This is a genomic window from Kineococcus lubricus, from assembly GCF_050871965.1.
In the GTDB taxonomy this organism is placed as follows: Bacteria; Actinomycetota; Actinomycetes; order Actinomycetales; family Kineococcaceae; genus Kineococcus.
Map to the genome: position 1 here is coordinate 1 of NZ_JBJLSK010000012.1, position 17371 is coordinate 17371.

Sequence of the window (17371 nt, forward strand, 5' to 3'; positions counted from 1 at the left end):
CGCCGGCAGCCGGCCCTGCCGGTCCTGCGCCGGGGCGGACCAGGCCGACAGCACCCCCAGCAGCGCCGCGAGGGACCCCGCGGCCGACAGCCACGACGCCGCCGCGGGGGGCCGCCGCGCCCCCCCCCCCCCGCCCCGCGCCGCCCCCCCCCCCCCAGCCCGGCTCCAGGCGGGAGATCCCGCGGGCGGCGACCCCGTGGTCGCCGGCGAACACCACGAGGCGCGCCCGGTCGACCGGGCGGGGCACGTCGCGGTCCTGCGTCCCGGCCAGCCAGCGGGCCAGCTGGTCGGCGCGCGAGGCCGGCAGCAGCGGGGCCACCCGGCGCGGCCGGGCCGCGGGGGTGTGCGGGGACCGCAGGCCCTCGGCGATCTCGCGCAGGTTCAACGGCCGCGGGCCGTCGGTCATCGGGACTCCTCGGGGACGGGACCGGCGTGTGCTCCCGGCATGCTCCCACCCTCCCCGGCCCCCTCCCGCCCGTCCGGGGGGGACGGGGTTGTCCGGTCGGCGACCCCCGCCTACGGTTCTGCGTACCCGGGTCCGAGGGAGGGCCCGACGGGAGGTCACCGGTGTCGGCAGGTCTGTCCAGGGCGCGCGAGGACTGGCTGGCGTCCACCGCCAGCGGGGTCGTGGGCACTCCGCTGCCCGGCGCCCGCGCACTGGTCTCCTCCTCGTGGTGGCGGGCGCGCAGCACCGGCCTGGACCCCGACCGGGTCCTGCCGCCCGTGCTGGCCGACCCCGCGGACCTGCGCTCCCGCCGGGAGGCCCACCCGCTGGCCGCGGTCCTGCCGACCGCCCGTCGCCTGCTGCTGGCCGAGCCGCTGGGGGTGCCGGTGCTGATGGCCGTCAGCGACCGGGACGGCACCCTGCTGTGGGTCGAGGGCGACCCGGGGCTGCGCCGGGCCGCCGAGGCCATGGCCTTCGTCGAGGGCGCCCGCTGGAGCGAGGACGTCGCCGGCACGAACGCCCCGGGCACGGCGCTGGCGCTGGAGCGCCCCGTCCGCGTCCGGCGGGGTGAGCACTACGCGACGGCCGTGGCGGGGTGGAGCTGCTCGGCGGCCCCGGTGCGCGACCCGGTGACCGGGCAGGTGCTCGGCGTCCTGGACCTGACCGGTGGGGACGACCTGGGCCGCGAGCGCGCGCTGGAGCTCGTCCGCGCCGCCGTGGGTGCCGTCGAGGGCGAGCTGCGCGTCGCCGCGGTGCGCCGCCGGCTGGTCCCGGGGGCCGCGGGCACCCCCGCCAGGCCGCGGCTGACCGTGCTGGGGCCCGCCCCGGTCCTGGAGAGCGCCGGGCAGCGCCGGCCGCTGTCCCTGCGGCACGGCGAGCTCCTCGTGCTGCTGAGCACGGGTCCCCGGGACGGGTGGTCGGCCGCGCAGCTGGCCGCGGACCTCGACGACCGCGACCTGGCCCCGGTCTCGGTCCGGGCCGAGGTGCACCGGCTGCGGGCGGTCCTGGCCGACCGCACCCGCGGGGCGCTGGACGTCTGCCCGGCGCCGTACCGGCTGCTGGGGGAGCTGCGCTGCGACGCCCTGGACCTGCGGGAGGCGTTGCGCGCCGGGCGCACCCGCGAGGCGGTGCGGGCCTGGACGGGGGACCTGCTGCCCGGCTCGGACGCCCCCGGCGTCCGCGACCTGCGCGAGGAGCTGCGGCTGGAGCTGCGCTCGGCCGTCCTGGAGGGCGACGACGACCAGGCGCTGCTGGAGTACTCCCGGACCGCGCCCGGGCGCGAGGACGCCGTCGTGGCCCGCGACCTGGTCGCCCGGCTGGGACCGGGGGACCCCGGCCGGGCCGAGGCCGTCGCCCGCCTGCAGCGCCTGCAGGGCTGACCCGCCTGCAACGGGGTTGCAACGCGCCCCGCCGCAGGGTGGGGCCACGGCGACGGAGCAGTCGCCGGTCCCTACCGTGGAGGTCGCCATGACGGTCTACGAGGCACCCGGACGCCCCGGCAGCGTGGTCCAGTACCAGGACCGCTACGACCACTGGATCGGGGGCGAACGCGTGGCCCCCGCCGAGGGCGGGTACTTCGAGAACCCCAGCCCGGTCACCGGCCAGGTCTTCACCGAGGTCGCCCGCGGCACCGCCGCCGACGTCGAACGCGCCCTGGACGCCGCGCACGCCGCGGCACCGGCCTGGGGCCGGACCCCGGTCGCCGAGCGCGCCCTGGTCCTGAACCGGATCGCCGACCGGATCGAGCAGAACCTCGAGAAGCTGGCGGTCGCCGAGACCTGGGACAACGGCAAACCCGTCCGGGAGTGCCTGGCCGCCGACCTGCCCCTCGTGGTGGACCACCTGCGCTACTTCGCCGGCGTGGTCCGCGCCCAGGAGGGCGGGATCTCCCAGATCGACGACGACACCGTCGCCTACCACTTCCACGAACCGCTCGGCGTCGTGGGCCAGATCATCCCGTGGAACTTCCCGCTGCTGATGGCGGTCTGGAAGCTGGCCCCCGCGCTCGCGGCCGGGAACGCGGTCGTCCTCAAGCCGGCCGAGCAGACCCCGGCCTCGATCATGCTGCTGATGGACCTCATCGGCGACCTGCTGCCGCCGGGGGTCGTGAACGTCGTCAACGGGTTCGGCGCCGAGGCCGGCAAGCCCCTGGCGAGCAACCCGCGCATCCGCAAGATCGCCTTCACCGGCGAGACGACCACGGGCCGGCTGATCATGCAGTACGCCAGCCAGAACCTCATCCCGGTGACGCTGGAACTGGGCGGCAAGAGCCCGAACATCTTCTTCGACGACGTCGCCCGTTCCCGCGACGACTTCTACGACAAGGCCCTCGAGGGTTTCACGATGTTCGCCCTCAACCAGGGGGAGGTCTGCACCTGCCCGTCGCGAGCGCTCATCCAGGACGGCATCTACGACACCTTCCTCGCCGACGCGCTGGAGCGCACGAAGGCCGTCAAGCAGGGCAACCCGCTGGACACCGACACGATGATCGGGGCCCAGGCGAGCAACGACCAGCTCGAGAAGATCCTGTCCTACATCGACATCGGCACGAAGGAGGGCGCCCGGCTGCTCACCGGTGGGGAGCGCGCCGACCTCGGCGGCGAGCTGTCCGGGGGGTACTACGTCACGCCCACGGTGTTCGAGGGCGACAACTCGATGCGCATCTTCCAGGAGGAGATCTTCGGTCCCGTCGTCTCGGTCGCGCGGTTCGGCGACCCCGACGACGCCCTGAAGATCGCCAACGACACCCTCTACGGCCTCGGGGCCGGGGTGTGGTCCCGCGACATCCACCTCGCCTACCGCATGGGCCGCGGCATCCAGGCCGGCCGCGTCTGGACGAACAACTACCACGCCTACCCGGCCCACGCGGCGTTCGGCGGGTACAAGAGCTCGGGCATCGGGCGGGAGAACCACCGCATGATGCTCGACCACTACCAGCAGACGAAGAACCTGCTGGTCAGCTACTCCACCTCCAAGCTCGGGTTCTTCTGAGGTGCCCGTCGGCCTCACCCCGGAGGCTGCGGACGAGCTCCGCAGCCTCCGGGCCCGGCACGGGGACCTGATGTTCCACCAGTCGGGCGGGTGCTGCGACGGCAGTTCCCCGATGTGCTTCCCCGACGGGGAGTTCATCGTCTCCGACGCCGACGAGTTCCTCGGCGACGTGCGGGTCCCGGCGCGCGAGGGGGCCGAGGCCTTCACGGTGGGGGTGTGGATGTCCAAGGAGCAGTTCCTGCGGTGGTCGCACACCGAGCTCACCATCGACCTGGTCCCCGGCCGGGGCGCCGGGTTCTCCCTGGAGGCGCCGGACGGGGTCCGCTTCATCGTACGCTCGGACGTCTGCCGCACCTGAGCGCCGGGCGGTGGACGGTCGGTAGCGTTCTGCCGTGACCGAGACCGTGACCTTCGCCCTCGTCGGCTACGGCGGGGGAGCCCGCTACTTCCACGCCCCGATCATCGGGGGTGCGGTGGGGGCCCGGCTGGGGTTCGTCGTCACGACGAACCCCGAGCGCGCCGCGCAGGCCCGGGCCGAGCACGAGGGCGTGCGGGTCGTGGCCTCGCTGGCCGAGGCGGCGGCCGCGGGAGCGGAGGCCGTGGCGATCTCGACGCCCGCCGCCACCCACACGGCGCTGACGGACGAGGCGATCGCCCTCGGCCTGCCGGTGGTGTGCGACAAGCCGTTCGCGCTGGACGCCGCCGCGGCCCGCCGCACGATCGAGGCGGCGCAGGCGGCCGGGGTGCTGCTGTCGCCGTACCAGAACCGCCGCTGGGACTCGGACCTGCTGACGCTGGAGAGGGTGCTGGCCGACGGGGAGCTCGGCGACGTGGTGCGCTTCGAGTCCGCCTTCGAGCGCTGGGACCCGACGGACCCGCCGGCCGCGGGGGGCGGCCTGCTGCGCGACTTCGGGGCGCACCTCGTCGACCAGGCCCTGCACCTGTTCGGCGAGCCCCGCTCGGTGGCCGCCCAGGCCCGCGGCGGCGACGGGGCCGAGACGGACTTCCGGATCCAGCTCGAGCACGCCGGCGGGGTGCGGACCGAGTTGTCGGGGTCGTGGAAGCAGTCCCTGCCGGCGCCGCGGTTCCGCCTGACGGGGACGCGGGGGACCTTCGTGCTCGACTCGCCCATCGACGTGCAGGAGGAGGTCCTGCTGTCCGGGCGCACCCCGGTGTCGCTGGGCGCGGCGTGGGGTGCGGAACCGCGCAGCCGCTGGGGCGTCGTCGCCCTCGCCGGCGGCACCGTGCGGCGGGTGCCGTCCGAGCAGGGGCGCTGGCCCGACTTCTACACGGCCTTCGCCGCTGCGGTGCGGGGGGAGGGGCCGGTCCCGGTCGACCCGTGGGACGCGTTCCGGACGTGCCTCGTGGTGGACGCCGCCCGGGCGTCCATCGAGGACCGCGAGGTCATCCGTCTCAAGGACTGAGACGGGCGTCTCGCCCTTTGGAGAGCTCCCGGTGCGGGGCGTACGATCGCCCCACACCCGGAGGCACGACGGCGACCCCGGTGCAACGCCACACCGGGTGTCGACCGCCCGGACAGGAGGACCCCTGGGGCGGACCACCCGCCCCTCGTCCCGAAGGTTCCTCGAAGTCATGGGCCCCGCCTCCACCTCGGCGCAGACCAGCGCGCCCGCCGCCACCAACCCCGTCGGGAAGGTCGCGGCCGCCAGCCTCATCGGCACCACGATCGAGTTCTACGACTTCTACGTCTACGCCACCGCCGCCGTGCTGGTGTTCCCGGCGCTGTTCTTCCCCTCGGGCAACGAGACCGCCGCCACCCTCGCCTCGCTGGCCACCTTCGCGATCGCCTTCATCGCCCGGCCCGTCGGGTCGATCCTCTTCGGCCACTTCGGCGACCGCGTGGGCCGCAAGACGACCCTCGTCGCCGCGCTGCTCGTGATGGGCGTCTCGACCGTCCTCATCGGCGTCCTGCCCACGCACGCCAGCGTCGGCAACCTCGCCCCGGTCCTGCTGTGCCTACTGCGCTTCGGCCAGGGGTTCGGCCTCGGCGGGGAGTGGGGCGGTGCGGCGCTGCTGGCGACCGAGAACGCCCCGGCCAACCGGCGCGCGCTGTACGGGATGTTCCCGCAGCTCGGGGCGCCGTTCGGGTTCATCATCGCCAACACCCTGTTCATCGTGCTGGCCACGAACATGAGCGACGAGACGTTCATGTCGTGGGGCTGGCGGGTGCCGTTCCTGCTCAGCGCGCTCCTGGTGGTCCTCGGGCTGTGGATCCGGCTGAGCCTGTCCGAGACGCCGGTCTTCGCCAAGGCCCTGGCCGAGCACCAGCAGGTGCGGGTGCCCGTCGCGGAGACCTTCCGGCGCAGCGGGAAGACCGTCGTCCTGGGCGCCTTCTCGGTCATGCTCACCTACACGCTCTTCTACCTGACCACCACGTGGTCGCTGAGCTACGGCACCGGGGCGCTGTCCTACGAGCGCCAGGACTTCCTGCTGATGCTGTGCGTCGCCGTCGTCTTCATGGCGATCGCGACCCCGCTGTCGGGCGTCCTGTCGGACCGCTTCGGCCGCCGCCCGGTGCTGGCCACCGCGATGGTCGGCGGTGCCGTCGTCGGGCTGCTCACCGGGCCGCTGCTGGGGTCGGGGGAGACCTGGAAGGTCATGGTCTGGCTGTGCGCCGGGCTGTTCTTCATGGGCCTGGTCTTCGGCCCGATCGGCGCGTACCTGCCGGAGCTGTTCCCGACCAACGTCCGGTACACGGGAGCCTCGCTGGCGTTCAACTCCGGCTCGATCCTCGGGGCCTCGCTCGCGCCGTACACCGCGGTCAAGCTCGCTGCGGCGCACGACGTCAGCTGGGTCGGCTACTACCTCGCCGGGACGGCCGTCGTCAGCCTGATCGCGCTGGCGCTGCTGCGGGAGACCCGCACGGCCTCCCTCGGCTGAGGACGGTTAGGCTGCAGGGCGTGGCCGGTGGAAACGTGTACAAGACCCTCTACCGGCACGTCCTGACCCGCATCGACGCCGAAGCCGCCCACCACTGGGCCTTCGCCGGGATGCGCCTGGCCGGACGGCTCCCGGTCGCCCCGCAGGTCCTGCGCCGCGCGTTCGTCGAGGACGACGAACGGCTGCGCACGCGCGTCCTGGGCATCGACTTCCCGACCCCGCTGGGGCTGGCGGCCGGGTTCGACAAGAACGCCACGGGGCTGACGTCGCTGAGCCACTTCGGGTTCTCCTGCGTCGAGGTCGGCACCGTCACCGCCCTGCCGCAGCCGGGCAACCCCAGACCCCGGCTGCACCGGCTCGTCGCCGACCGCGCCGTCGTGAACCGCATGGGTTTCAACAACGACGGCGCCGAGGTCGTCGCCAGGCGGCTGCGGCAGTTCCGCGCCGCCCCGCCGGCCCACCCCGTCGTCGTGGGCGTGAACATCGGCAAGAGCAAGGTCGTCGACGAGGCCGACGCCGCCGCCGACTACGCGACGTCGGCGCGGTTGCTGGCCCCCTACGCCGACTACCTCGTCGTCAACGTCTCCTCCCCGAACACCCCGGGGCTGCGGGACCTGCAGGCCGTCGAGAAGCTCCGGCCCGTCCTGCTCGCCGTCCGGGAGGCCGCCGACGCCGCCGCGCACCGGCGCGTCCCGCTGCTCGTGAAGATCGCCCCGGACCTGTCGGACGAGGACGTCGACGCGGTCGCCGACCTCGCGGTCGAGACGGGCCTGGACGGCATCGTCGCGACGAACACCACGATCGGCCGCGAGGGGTTGCGCACGCCCGCGGCCGAGGTCGCGGCGGCCGGGGGCGGGGGCCTGTCGGGCGCCCCCCTGAAGGAACGCTCGCTGGAGGTGCTGCGCCGGTTGTCGGCCCGCACCCACGGGTCGCTGGTCCTCATCGGGGTCGGCGGCATCGAGACCGCCGCCGACGTCGCCGAGCGGCTCGAGGCCGGGGCCTCGCTCGTCCAGGCGTACACGGCGTTCATCTACGAGGGCCCGGGCTGGGCCCGGCGGGTGCTCGCCGAGCTGGCCGCCAGCCGCACCCGCCGGGAGACCGACCGCTAGACCGTCCCGGGTTGTGGGGGCCCGCTCGCCGGGTGAGAGTCAGTTGCCCCGACGAACTCGCCCGAGGAGAGCAGTGACCGACGCCGCACCCGCACCGGACCCGAACCGCTGGCGCGCCCTCGCCGTCTGCCTCGCCGTGGGGTTCATGACCCTGCTGGACGTCTCGATCGTCAACGTGGCCCTGCCGTCCATCGAGGGTTCTCTCGGCGCCGGGCCCAGCCAGGTCCAGTGGATCGTCGCCGGGTACGCCCTGGCCTTCGGGCTGGTGCTCGTCCCCGCGGGCCGCGTGGGCGACCTGTACTCCCGGCGGGGGATGTTCCTCGTGGGGCTGACGGCGTTCGTGCTCACCAGCGCCGTCGCCGGTCTCGTGCAGGACGCCTGGCAGCTGTCGGTGGTGCGCGTCCTGCAGGGGATGTCGGCCGGTCTGGTCAACCCGCAGGTCCTCGCGCTCATCCAGCAGTTGTTCACCGGCGCCGAACGGGGACGGGCCTTCGGCGCCTTCGGCACCACCATCGGGGTCTCCACGGCCGTCGGCCCGCTGCTCGGCGGAGCGATCCTGGCCGTCTTCGGCGAAGCCGAGGGGTGGCGCGGCGTGTTCCTCGTCAACGTTCCCCTGGGGCTGGTGCTGCTGCCCCTGGCCCGGCGGTGGCTGCCCGCGCCCCCGCCGCGCCGGCGCGGACGGCTCCACCTGGACGCCGTCGGGCTGGTCCTGCTCGGGGCCGCCACCGTCGTCGGGATGCTGCCCTTCGTCCTCACCACCGGCCGCGACGACGCGCCCTGGCGCTGGGTCCTGCTGGTGCCGGGTGCCGCGCTGCTGGCCGCGTTCGTCGGGTGGGAACGCCGGGAGGGGCGCCTCGGGCGCGACCCCGTCGTGCCCGGCGCCCTCGTCCGGACCCCCTCGTTCAGCGTGGGGGCCGCCGTCGGCATCGCCTACTTCGCCGGGTTCACCGGCATCTTCCTCGTCGTGACCCTGTACCTGCAGTCCGGGCTCGGCTTCGCGCCGTGGCAGGCCGGGCTCGTCCAGACGCCGTTCGCGGTCCTGTCCGCCCTGACCTCGCAGGTCGGGGGGCGGCTCGTCTCCACTCGTGGGCGCACCGTCGTGGTCGTCGGGCTCGTCCTCGTCGCGCTCGGGCTGACGGCCGCGGACGTCGTCTCGGCGGCCGTCCAGGGCACCGGCGGGGCGATCGCGCTGTCGGCGTGCCTCGCGCTCACCGGTGCCGGCAGCGGGCTGGTCATCTCACCCAACCAGACGCTCACGCTGGCCGACGTCCCCCGCTCCGTCGCCGGGGTCGCCGGCGGCGTCCTGCAGACCGGGCAGCGGGTCGGCTCGGCCGTGGGGGTCGCCGCCGCCACCGCCGTCTTCTTCTCGGCCCTCGCCGCGGACGGCGGGGGTGGGGACGAGGCCCTCGTCGGCCAGGCCCTGTCGCACGGGCTGCGAGTCTCCCTGGGCCTGGTGCTGCTGTCCCTGGCCCTCGCCGTCGTCGACCTGCGCCGCCGCACCGCGCCGCACCACGGGGCTCACGACGCGTCGGTCGCCAAGCACCGGGTCCACTGAGTAGCGTCGCCCGGGTGAGGGCGACGCAGTGGACGTGGACGTACGAGGACGCCGAGGGCCGGCCCGTCGAGGCCGAGGGGACGGTGTTCCCGACGCAGTCGGACGCCGAGACCTGGATCGGTGAGGCGTGGCGGGGGCTGCGCGAGCAGGGCGTCGAGAACGCGCACCTGTGGGCCGACGGGGCGAGGGCCTACGGGCCGCTGTCGCTGCGCCCCGCCGACTGAGCGCGACCGGCCACCGCCGGTGGCCGGCCGCGCTCAGCGGACCGTCGGTCCCGCGGTCAGGACGGACGTTCGGTGGGGGTCCCGGCGGCCGTGCGGCCCGGGTCGCGCTCGACGACGTCGCCGAGCACGGCGTCGATCTTGGCCATCAGCTCCTGGGGGATCTTCACCCCGGACGCCTTGACGTTCTCGTGCACCTGCTCCGGGCGCGAGGCGCCGATGATCGCGGCGGCGACGTTGTCGTTCTGCAGCACCCACGCCACGGCGAGCTGCGCCATGGACAGCTGCAGCTCGCTCGCCACCGACTTCAGCTCCTGGACCCGCGACAGCACGTCGTCGCGCATCCAGCGGCTGATCATCTGCTTGCCGCCCTTCTCGTCCGTCGCGCGGCTGCCCTCCGGCGGCGCCCCGCCGGGGGTGTACTTGCCGGTGAGGACGCCCTGGGCGACGGGGGAGAAGACGACCTGCGAGATGCCCAGGTCCCGCGAGGCCGGCACGACCTGCTCCTCGATGACCCGGTAGAGCGCCGAGTACTGGGGCTGGTTCGAGATGAGCTGGAAACCGAGCTGGTCGGCGAGCTCGCGGCCCTGCCGCAGCTGGTCGGCGGTCCACTCGCTGACGCCGATGTAGAGCGCCTTGCCCGAGCGCACCACGTCGGCGAAGGCCTGCATCGTCTCCTCGACCGGGGTCGACACGTCCCAGCGGTGGGCCTGGTAGACGTCGACGTGGTCGGTGCCCAGCCGGCGCAGGGAGCCGTTGATCGACTCCAGGACGTGCTTGCGGGACAGGCCCGAGTCGTTGTGGCCGCGGGGACCGGTCGGGAAGTAGACCTTGGTGAGGATCTCCAGGCTCTCGCGGCGCTGACCCTTCAGCGCGGTGCCCAGGACCGTCTCGGCGGCGGTGTTGGCGTAGACGTCGGCGGTGTCGAAGGTCGAGATCCCCGCGTCGAGCGCCGCGTGCACGCACGCGATGGCCGCGTCGTTCTCGACCTGCGAGCCGTGGGTCAGCCAGTTGCCGTAGGTGATCTCCGAGATCTTCAGGCCGCTGCGGCCGAGGTGTCTGAACTCCATGGTCGCGAACCTAACGCCAGACGACTCAGACGGCGAGGGCCGCCGGCCGCGTGCGGTCCACCGTGGCCGACCGGGCCGCCAGCAGCACCCGGGTGGCGCCCGCCGCGGTCAGCGCGGCCCCGCCCAGGTGCAGGACGACGGCCAGGCCCGGCAGGCCGTCGAGGCTCTGGTAGAGGCCGAGCGCGGCCTGGGCCACGAACAGGGCGAGCAGGATGGTCGCGCGGCGGGCCACCAGCGCGTCCCCGGCCCGGCGCGCCACCACCACCACGACGGCGGACAGCGCCAGCGCCAGGACGGCGGCGGCCCCGTGGACGACCGTCACGAGCGTCCAGTCGACGGGGATGCGGTGGATCTCGGCGCTGTCGCCGGGGTGCGGCCCGGCCCCGGTGACGACGGTGCCGACGACCACGACGACCCCGGTGACCGCGACCAGCCACCGCGCGAGGCGCCGGGTGGCCGGGGCGGGGGCCGGGATCACCGACCGGTGCGCGATGTCGAAGCTGACGGTCGCCGAGACGAGCAGCGCGACGGCCGCGACGAAGTGGGCGGCCACGACGTACGGGTTCAGGCCCGTCAGCACCGTGATGCCCCCGACCACGGCGTTGAGCAGGACCCCGAGGAACTGGCCCCAGCCCGACCACAGCAGGGTGCGGTGCCGCGGCCTCTGCAGCAGGCAGGCGATGATCACGGCGCCGACGGCGACGACGATGACCGCCGTCAGCACGCGGTTGCCGAACTCGATGGCGCCGTGGATGCCGGTGTCGACCGTGGCGGAGGTGAACGAGTCGTCCGTGCAGCGGGGCCAGGTGGGGCACCCCAGACCCGAGCCGGTGACCCGGACGACACCGCCGGTGACGATGATGAGGATGCTGACGGCCAGGGCGACCGTCGTCGTCCAGCGGACGGCGCGGGAGTGCGTCACGGTTCGGTCCGGTCCTGCTCTGCTCGGTGCTGCGGTGGGGTCAGCTCGGGTGCGCGCCGCGGGCCACCATCGGCACCGGGCGCCGCATGCGGCGGATCTGCAGCGCGCGGGTCACGCCGTAGGACACCAGCCCGCGCTCGGGCTCGGCGAACTTCTCGGTGACCCGGCGGCGGACCCGGCGGCCGAGCAGCACGCTGTCGACGACCACGACGGCGAGCATCCCGTAGATCAGGGCGGTCGTGGCCAGCACGAGCGTCGTGGAGCCGAGGGGCTGGGCGACCATCGACAGCACCAGGGAGATCCCGGCGATGATGAGGAAGTACTCCCCGACGTTGCGCCGCGCGTCGACGACGTCGCGCACGAAGCGCTTCTGCGGGCCGCGGTCGCGCAGGGGCAGGTAGCGCTCGTCCCCGGTCAGCAGGGCGGACTGCATCCTGGCCCGCGCCTCGCGCTGCGCCTCGCGGCTCAGCTTCTGGGCGGCCTTGCGGTCGGCCGGGACGAGGGGCCGGGCGTTGCGGGCCTGCGCCTCGCTGCGCCTGGGCGTCGGGCGTCCCTTGCCACCGACCTTCGTCAGCTCGACGGCGGGCGCCTCCGCGGTGGGGGCTGGCTTCTCCTTCGAGCGTCCGAACACGAGATGAAGGGTACGTCACCGCGCGGGGCCCGGGACCGGGTCCACCGTCCTGGCGGGGCGCTCGAGTAGCGTCTCGCCCGTGAGCGAGCACACCCTCCCGGACGACCGCCTCGAGCTCCTGCGCGCGGCGTCGGCGGCCCAGGACGCCGCGACGCGGGGCGACCTGGAGGCCCTGGTGCGGATCCCCAGCGTGTCCGCCCGCGCCTTCGACGCCGAGCACGTGCACGCCGGCGCCGCGGCCGTGGCCGAGCTGCTGCGGGGCGCCGGGCTGGCGCGGGTCGACGTGCTGACCGCCCGCGCGGGGGACCTGGAGTCGAACCCGGCCGTCGTGGGGCACCGCCCCGCCCCGGCCGGCGCGCCGACCGTCCTGCTCTACGCCCACCACGACGTCCAGCCCCCCGGGCGCGAGGAGGACTGGTCCAGCCCGCCCTTCGAGCCCACCGAGCGCGACGGCCGGCTCTTCGGCCGCGGCGCGGCGGACGACAAGGCCGGGGTCATGGTCCACGTGCACGCGCTGCGCACGCTGCTGCCCACGTGGGGGCCCGACGACGGCGTCGGCGTGACCGTCTTCGTGGAGGGCGAGGAGGAGATCGGTTCCCCGACCTTCGCGGCGTTCCTGGCCGAGCACCGCGAGGCGCTGGCCGCCGACGTGATCGTGGTGGCGGACTCGGGCAACTGGCGCGTGGGCGTGCCGGCCCTGACCACGACCCTGCGCGGGCTGGTGGACTGCGACGTGACGGTCGAGGTCCTCTCCCACGCGGTGCACTCCGGCGTCAACGGCGGGCCGGTGCTGGACGCCCTGACGGTCCTGGCACGGCTGATCGCCACGCTGCACGACGAGAACGGCGACGTCGCGGTCGACGGGCTCCACAGCTCCGCCGCGCCCGTCGTGGACCTCGACGAGGCGACCTTCCGCGCCGACGCCGGGGTGCTGCCGGGGGTCCGGCTGGCCGGGACGGGCACCGTCGCCGACCGGCTGTGGACGAAGCCGGCGATCTCCGTCATCGGCCTGGACGCCACGCCGGTGGACCGGGCCAGCAACACCCTCGTGCCCTCGGCCCGCGCCAAGATCAGCATGCGCATCGCCCCCGGCCAGGACCCGTCGGCCGCGATGACGGCGCTGCGCCGCCACCTGCTGGCCAACGCCCCCTTCGGCGCCCGGGTCCACGTCGCGGACGGCGAGGAGGGCAAGGCCTTCTCGGCGGACACCTCCTCGCGGGCGCACGCGGTGGCCCGCGAGGCGCTGAGCGCCGCGTTCGGGGCCCCCGCGGTGGAGATGGGGATGGGAGGGTCCATCCCCTTCGTCGCGGACCTGTCCGCCGTCTACCCGGGGGCCGCCATCCTCGTCACGGGGGTCGAGGACCCGGACTCGCGGGCCCACGGGGCCGACGAGTCCCTGCACCTGGCCGACTTCGCCCGCGCGTGCCTGGGCGAGGTGCTCCTGCTCGACGGCCTGTCCCGCGAGTCGTAACCTCGTCGGGGAACAGACCGCGCCTGGCCGCGGTTGCACCCGACGACAGCCCCGCGATCGCTTCCGGAGACGATGCACATGACCTCCACCACGGACACGACCCCCACCCACGGGGTCCTGCTGACCGACGTGGCCGCGACCAAGGTCCGCACGCTGCTCGAGCAGGAGGGGCGCGACGACCTGCGGCTGCGCATCGCCGTGCAGCCCGGCGGCTGCTCGGGCCTCATCTACCAGCTCTACTTCGACGAGCGCACCCTCGACGGGGACGCGCTGCGCGACTTCGACGGGGTCGAGGTCGTCGTCGACAAGATGAGCACCCCGTACCTCGACGGCGCGACGATCGACTTCGCCGACACCATCGAGAAGCAGGGCTTCACCATCGACAACCCGAACGCCGGGAGCAGCTGCGCCTGCGGTGACTCCTTCAGCTGACGGCCCGTCCCGCACCACGGCCCCCGCACCCCTCCCGGGTGCGGGGGCCGATCGCGTGTGGGGCGCGCCCTTCCCCCGCACGCCGTCGGGGCGCCCCCGCGCCCACGTCGGGCCGGCGCGGTTCGGCTTCGAGGACCTGCGGACCGAGGACGGGGAGGACCTCGTCGCCTCCGGCGGCGACCTGCACCCGGCGACGCTGCTGGACGCCTACCGCAACGGCTTCTTCCCCATGGGGCTGGGCGGGGGAGGGCGCGGGCCCCTCGGGTGGTGGTCCCCGGACCCGCGGGGGGTCCTGGTGCCCGAGCGCGTGCACGTGTCCCGGTCCCTGCGGCGGTCGTTGCGCCGCTTCGAGGTGCGGCTCGACACGGCCTTCGACGCCGTGGTCGCCGGGTGCGCCGACCCCTCCCGCCCCGGCGCCTGGATCACCGGCGAGGTCGCGCACGCCTACGGCCGCCTGCACCGCCTCGGCTGGGCCCACTCGGTGGAGGTGTGGCAGGACGGCGAGCTCGTCGGGGGCCTGTACGGCGTGAGCCTGGGCGGCCTGTTCGCCGCCGAGTCCAAGTTCCACCGCGTGACCGACGCGTCCAAGGCGGCCGTGGTGGCCCTGGCCGACGTCCTGGTCGCCGACGGTGCCGGCGGCCGGCTGGTGGACGTGCAGTGGCGCACCGACCACCTCGCCACGCTGGGCGTGGAGGAGGTCCCGCGCGGCGCCTACCGCGCGATGCTGAGGACGGCCCTGGCCCGGCCGGTGCCCCCGCTGCTGGACGGCCCCGAACTTCCTCGGACATGACGCGCCCCGAACGGCCGATCGCCTACGACGGGGGGTAGTCTCTCCTCGGAGGGACGAGCCTGCCCAAGACCAACGCGTCGCGGACACAGATCGTCCCCGTTCACTGCACGCACGTGGGAAGGCCGACGTTGGGCACGCGAGACTCGGGCGCGACGCGTCGTCGCCGTCCCCCCAAGGCGCTGGTCGCCGGCGCCCTCACCGGGGGCGCGGCGCTGTTGTTGACCGGTTGCGCGGGGGATTGGCCGGACGCCTCGGCGAGCAACTTCTTCCTCCCCGACGACAGCATCGGGGCCACGAACATGACCGGGCGCATCTCGGCGCTCTGGGACGGTTCGTGGATCGCCGCGCTGGTGGTCGGCGTCCTCGTCTGGGGGCTGACGATCTGGTGCGTGGTGGCCTACCGCCGCCGCAAGAACGACCCGGAGCTGCCCGCGCAGGTCCGGTACAACATGCCGATCGAGATCCTCTACACGATCGTCCCGGTCATGATGGTCGGGGTCCTCTTCTACTACGTGGCGCGGGACCAGCAGGCGATCCTCGACACGTCCAAGGACCCCGCCGTCACGATCCAGGTCGTCGGCAAGAAGTGGTCCTGGGACTTCAACTACCTCGACGGCAACGGCGAGTCCGCCCAGCCCGGGGTCTACGACACCGGACGCCAGGCCGACCTGACCGGTCTGCCCGGGGTGGAGGAGTCCCTGCCGACCCTCTACCTGCCGGTCGACGAGACCGTGGAGTTCGAGCTGTACTCCCGCGACGTCATCCACTCCTTCTGGGTCCCCGCGTTCCTCATGAAGATGGACATGATCCCGGGCAGCCCCAACAAGTTCCAGGTCACCCCCACCAAGGAGGGCGACTTCAAGGGCAAGTGCGCCGAGCTGTGCGGTGAGTACCACTCCGAGATGCTCTTCAACGTCAAGGTCGTCTCGGCCGAGGAGTACCAGCAGCACCTGGACGACCTCGAGGCCTCCGGCCAGACCGGCTCGCTGCCGACCACCTTGGCCGGTGACGAGGAGCTCGCCAACGTCCAGGCCGACTCGGTCCACTCGAACGAGGAGGAGAACTGATGGCTGCTGAGAGCCTCGACCTTCCCGGCACCGCCGCGCGCGTGACGTCGCGCCAGCCGCTGGGGGCCGTCCTGCCGCGCTCGCGCGGTCGCGTCATGGCCAACTGGCTGTCCAGCACCGACCACAAGGTGATCGGCAACCTCTACTTCGTCACCTCGTTCATCTGGTTCCTCCTCGGCGGGATCATGGCGCTGCTCATCCGCGCCGAGCTGTTCGAGCCCGGCATGCAGGTGTTCGCCACCAAGAACGAGTACAACCAGGCGTTCACCATGCACGGCACGGTGATGCTGCTGCTGTTCGCGACGCCGCTCTTCTCCGCGTTCGCGAACGCGATCATGCCGCTGCAGATCGGTGCTCCGGACGTCGCCTTCCCGCGGCTGAACATGTTCGCGTACTGGCTCTTCCTCTTCGGGGGCCTCATCGCCGCCGCCGGCTTCCTGACCCCGAGCGGGGCCGCGAGCTTCGGCTGGTTCGCCTACGCGCCGCTGTCGGACGTCGTCCACTCCCCGGGCCTGGGCGGCAACCTCTGGGTCATGGGCCTGGCCTTCTCCGGGTTCGGCACGATCCTGGGTGCGGTCAACTTCATCACCACGATCATCTGCATGCGCGCCCCGGGCATGACCATGTTCCGGATGCCGATCTTCACCTGGAACACGCTCATCACCAGCGTGCTGATCCTCATGGCCTTCCCGGTGCTGGCCGCCGCGCTGCTCGCCCTGGCCGCCGACCGGATCATGGGCGCCCACGTCTTCGAGGCCGCCAACGGCGGTCCGATCCTGTGGCAGCACCTGTTCTGGTTCTTCGGTCACCCGGAGGTCTACATCATCGCGCTGCCGTTCTTCGGCATCGTGACGGAGATCTTCCCGGTGTTCAGCCGCAAGCCGGTCTTCGGCTACAAGGGCCTGGTCTTCGCGACGATCTCCATCGCCGGTCTGTCCGTGACGGTCTGGGCGCACCACATGTACGTGACCGGCAAGGTCCTCCTGCCGTTCTTCTCGTTCATGACGATGCTCATCGCCGTCCCGACCGGGGTGAAGTTCTTCAACTGGATCGGGACGATGTGGCGGGGGTCGCTGACCTTCGACACGCCGATGCTGTGGAGCGTCGGCTTCCTCGTGACCTTCCTCTTCGGTGGTCTCACGGGCGTCATCCTGGCCGCGCCGCCGCTGGACTTCCAGCTGTCGGACTCCTACTTCGTGGTCGCGCACTTCCACTACGTCGTCTTCGGCACGGTCGTGTTCGCGATGTTCGCCGGCTTCTACTTCTGGTGGCCCAAGCTCACCGGCAAGATGCTGCACGAGGGCTGGGGCAAGCTGCACTTCTGGCTGCTGTTCGTCGGCTTCCACACCACCTTCCTCATCCAGCACTGGCTGGGTGCGGCGGGCATGCCGCGCCGGTACGCCGACTACCTCGTCGGTGAGGGCTTCACGACCATGAACCAGATCTCCACGATCGGGTCGTTCGTGCTGGGCCTGTCCTTCCTGCCCTTCCTCTGGAACGTCTACCGGACCGCCCGGTTCGGCGAGAAGGTCACGGTGGACGACCCGTGGGGCTACGGCGCCTCCCTCGAGTGGGCGACCTCCTGCCCCCCGCCGCGGCACAACTTCACCTCCCTGCCGCGCATCCGCTCGGAGCGTCCCGCCTTCGACCTGCACCACCCCGAGGTCGCGGCGCACGACAACCACGACGGTGGCGGCAACCTGCTGGATGCGGTGTACGGCGGCTCCGACCGTCGTGGCCGTGAAGACGTTCAGAAGGGGCACTGA

The 17371-nt window shown here is 73.4% G+C and carries 17 protein-coding genes; 13 read left to right on the forward strand and 4 right to left on the reverse strand.

The features are described from left to right. Positions 1 to 406: nicotinate-nucleotide--dimethylbenzimidazole phosphoribosyltransferase (locus tag ACRYRX_RS10585; protein WP_432511846.1), on the reverse strand; the 406-nt coding region annotated here is incomplete at its 3' end. Between the two features lie 161 nt (positions 407 to 567). Between ACRYRX_RS10585 and ACRYRX_RS10590 the strand changes: the two genes are divergently transcribed. The 8 genes from ACRYRX_RS10590 to ACRYRX_RS10625 all read left to right on the forward strand — a co-directional run bounded on the left by ACRYRX_RS10590 (position 568) and on the right by ACRYRX_RS10625 (position 9225). Continuing rightward, positions 568 to 1824, forward strand: coding sequence for a GAF domain-containing protein (locus ACRYRX_RS10590; RefSeq protein ID WP_432511848.1), 1257 nt, complete (start codon positions 568 to 570; stop codon positions 1822 to 1824). Positions 1825 to 1912: 88 nt separating this feature from the next. Beyond that, on the forward strand, positions 1913 to 3436 hold the full coding sequence (gene adh, locus ACRYRX_RS10595) for an aldehyde dehydrogenase (protein ID WP_432511850.1): 1524 nt from the start codon (positions 1913 to 1915) through the stop codon (positions 3434 to 3436). Between the two features lies 1 nt (position 3437). Further along, a complete protein-coding gene (locus ACRYRX_RS10600) occupies positions 3438 to 3794 on the forward strand; it encodes a DUF779 domain-containing protein (RefSeq protein ID WP_432511852.1) in 357 nt (118 codons plus the stop codon). A 34-nt stretch (positions 3795 to 3828) separates the two neighbouring features. Continuing rightward, positions 3829 to 4860, forward strand: a complete 1032-nt coding sequence (locus tag ACRYRX_RS10605; protein ID WP_432511853.1) for a Gfo/Idh/MocA family protein — start codon at positions 3829 to 3831, stop codon at positions 4858 to 4860. A 169-nt stretch (positions 4861 to 5029) separates the two neighbouring features. Continuing rightward, entirely contained in the window at positions 5030 to 6337 is a 1308-nt protein-coding gene (locus ACRYRX_RS10610; RefSeq protein ID WP_432511855.1) for an MFS transporter, read from the forward strand. A gap of 35 nt (positions 6338 to 6372) precedes the next feature. Next, on the forward strand, positions 6373 to 7446 hold the full coding sequence (locus ACRYRX_RS10615; RefSeq protein WP_432512013.1) for a quinone-dependent dihydroorotate dehydrogenase: 1074 nt from the start codon (positions 6373 to 6375) through the stop codon (positions 7444 to 7446). Between the two features lie 145 nt (positions 7447 to 7591). Continuing rightward, complete coding sequence (locus ACRYRX_RS10620; protein WP_432512014.1) at positions 7592 to 9001, forward strand: MFS transporter; 1410 nt, start codon at positions 7592 to 7594, stop codon at positions 8999 to 9001. A 14-nt stretch (positions 9002 to 9015) separates the two neighbouring features. Continuing rightward, on the forward strand, positions 9016 to 9225 hold the full coding sequence (locus ACRYRX_RS10625) for a hypothetical protein (protein WP_432511856.1): 210 nt from the start codon (positions 9016 to 9018) through the stop codon (positions 9223 to 9225). Positions 9226 to 9281: 56 nt separating this feature from the next. Here ACRYRX_RS10625 and ACRYRX_RS10630 read toward each other — a convergent pair whose 3' ends face one another. Genes ACRYRX_RS10630 through ACRYRX_RS10640 form a run of 3 tightly spaced genes read right to left on the reverse strand, consistent with a single transcriptional unit; the run spans position 9282 to position 11845 of the window. Beyond that, the gene (locus tag ACRYRX_RS10630; RefSeq protein WP_432511858.1) at positions 9282 to 10292 is read right to left on the reverse strand and encodes an aldo/keto reductase family protein; all 1011 of its coding nucleotides are present in this window, start codon (positions 10290 to 10292) and stop codon (positions 9282 to 9284) included. A 25-nt stretch (positions 10293 to 10317) separates the two neighbouring features. Then, positions 10318 to 11214 carry a COX15/CtaA family protein gene (locus ACRYRX_RS10635; RefSeq protein WP_432511859.1) on the reverse strand — a complete coding sequence of 299 codons (897 nt, stop codon included), beginning with the start codon at positions 11212 to 11214 and terminating at the stop codon, positions 10318 to 10320. 40 nt (positions 11215 to 11254) lie between these two features. Continuing rightward, the gene (locus tag ACRYRX_RS10640; protein WP_432511860.1) at positions 11255 to 11845 is read right to left on the reverse strand and encodes a DUF3043 domain-containing protein; all 591 of its coding nucleotides are present in this window, start codon (positions 11843 to 11845) and stop codon (positions 11255 to 11257) included. A 79-nt stretch (positions 11846 to 11924) separates the two neighbouring features. Here ACRYRX_RS10640 and ACRYRX_RS10645 point away from each other — a divergent pair, with 79 nt between their 5' ends. From ACRYRX_RS10645 to ctaD, 5 genes are all read left to right on the forward strand, one after another. Next, complete coding sequence (locus ACRYRX_RS10645) at positions 11925 to 13316, forward strand: dipeptidase (RefSeq protein ID WP_432511861.1); 1392 nt, start codon at positions 11925 to 11927, stop codon at positions 13314 to 13316. Positions 13317 to 13394: 78 nt separating this feature from the next. Beyond that, positions 13395 to 13748, forward strand: coding sequence for a HesB/IscA family protein (locus ACRYRX_RS10650; protein ID WP_432511863.1), 354 nt, complete (start codon positions 13395 to 13397; stop codon positions 13746 to 13748). Between the two features lie 55 nt (positions 13749 to 13803). Further along, positions 13804 to 14538, forward strand: coding sequence for a leucyl/phenylalanyl-tRNA--protein transferase (gene aat / locus ACRYRX_RS10655; protein WP_432511864.1), 735 nt, complete (start codon positions 13804 to 13806; stop codon positions 14536 to 14538). Between the two features lie 128 nt (positions 14539 to 14666). Then, positions 14667 to 15605: an aa3-type cytochrome oxidase subunit II gene (gene ctaC, locus ACRYRX_RS10660; RefSeq protein ID WP_432511866.1), complete on the forward strand. Its 939-nt coding sequence runs from the start codon at positions 14667 to 14669 to the stop codon at positions 15603 to 15605. Positions 15606 to 15700: 95 nt separating this feature from the next. Then, a complete protein-coding gene (ctaD, locus tag ACRYRX_RS10665; protein ID WP_432512015.1) occupies positions 15701 to 17371 on the forward strand; it encodes an aa3-type cytochrome oxidase subunit I in 1671 nt (556 codons plus the stop codon).

What these genes read in the sequence shown, in the direction of transcription:
- adh (WP_432511850.1), top strand. Translation starts at nt 1,913, where the DNA reads ATGACGGTCTACGAGGCACCCGGACGCCCCGGCAGCGTGGTCCAGTAC.
- ACRYRX_RS10610 (WP_432511855.1), top strand. Translation starts at nt 5,030, where the DNA reads ATGGGCCCCGCCTCCACCTCGGCGCAGACCAGCGCGCCCGCCGCCACC.
- ACRYRX_RS10620 (WP_432512014.1), top strand. Translation starts at nt 7,592, where the DNA reads ATGACCCTGCTGGACGTCTCGATCGTCAACGTGGCCCTGCCGTCCATC.
- ACRYRX_RS10630 (WP_432511858.1), bottom strand. Translation starts at nt 10,292, where the DNA reads ATGGAGTTCAGACACCTCGGCCGCAGCGGCCTGAAGATCTCGGAGATC.
- ACRYRX_RS10650 (WP_432511863.1), top strand. Translation starts at nt 13,395, where the DNA reads ATGACCTCCACCACGGACACGACCCCCACCCACGGGGTCCTGCTGACC.
- ctaD (WP_432512015.1), top strand. Translation starts at nt 15,701, where the DNA reads ATGGCCAACTGGCTGTCCAGCACCGACCACAAGGTGATCGGCAACCTC.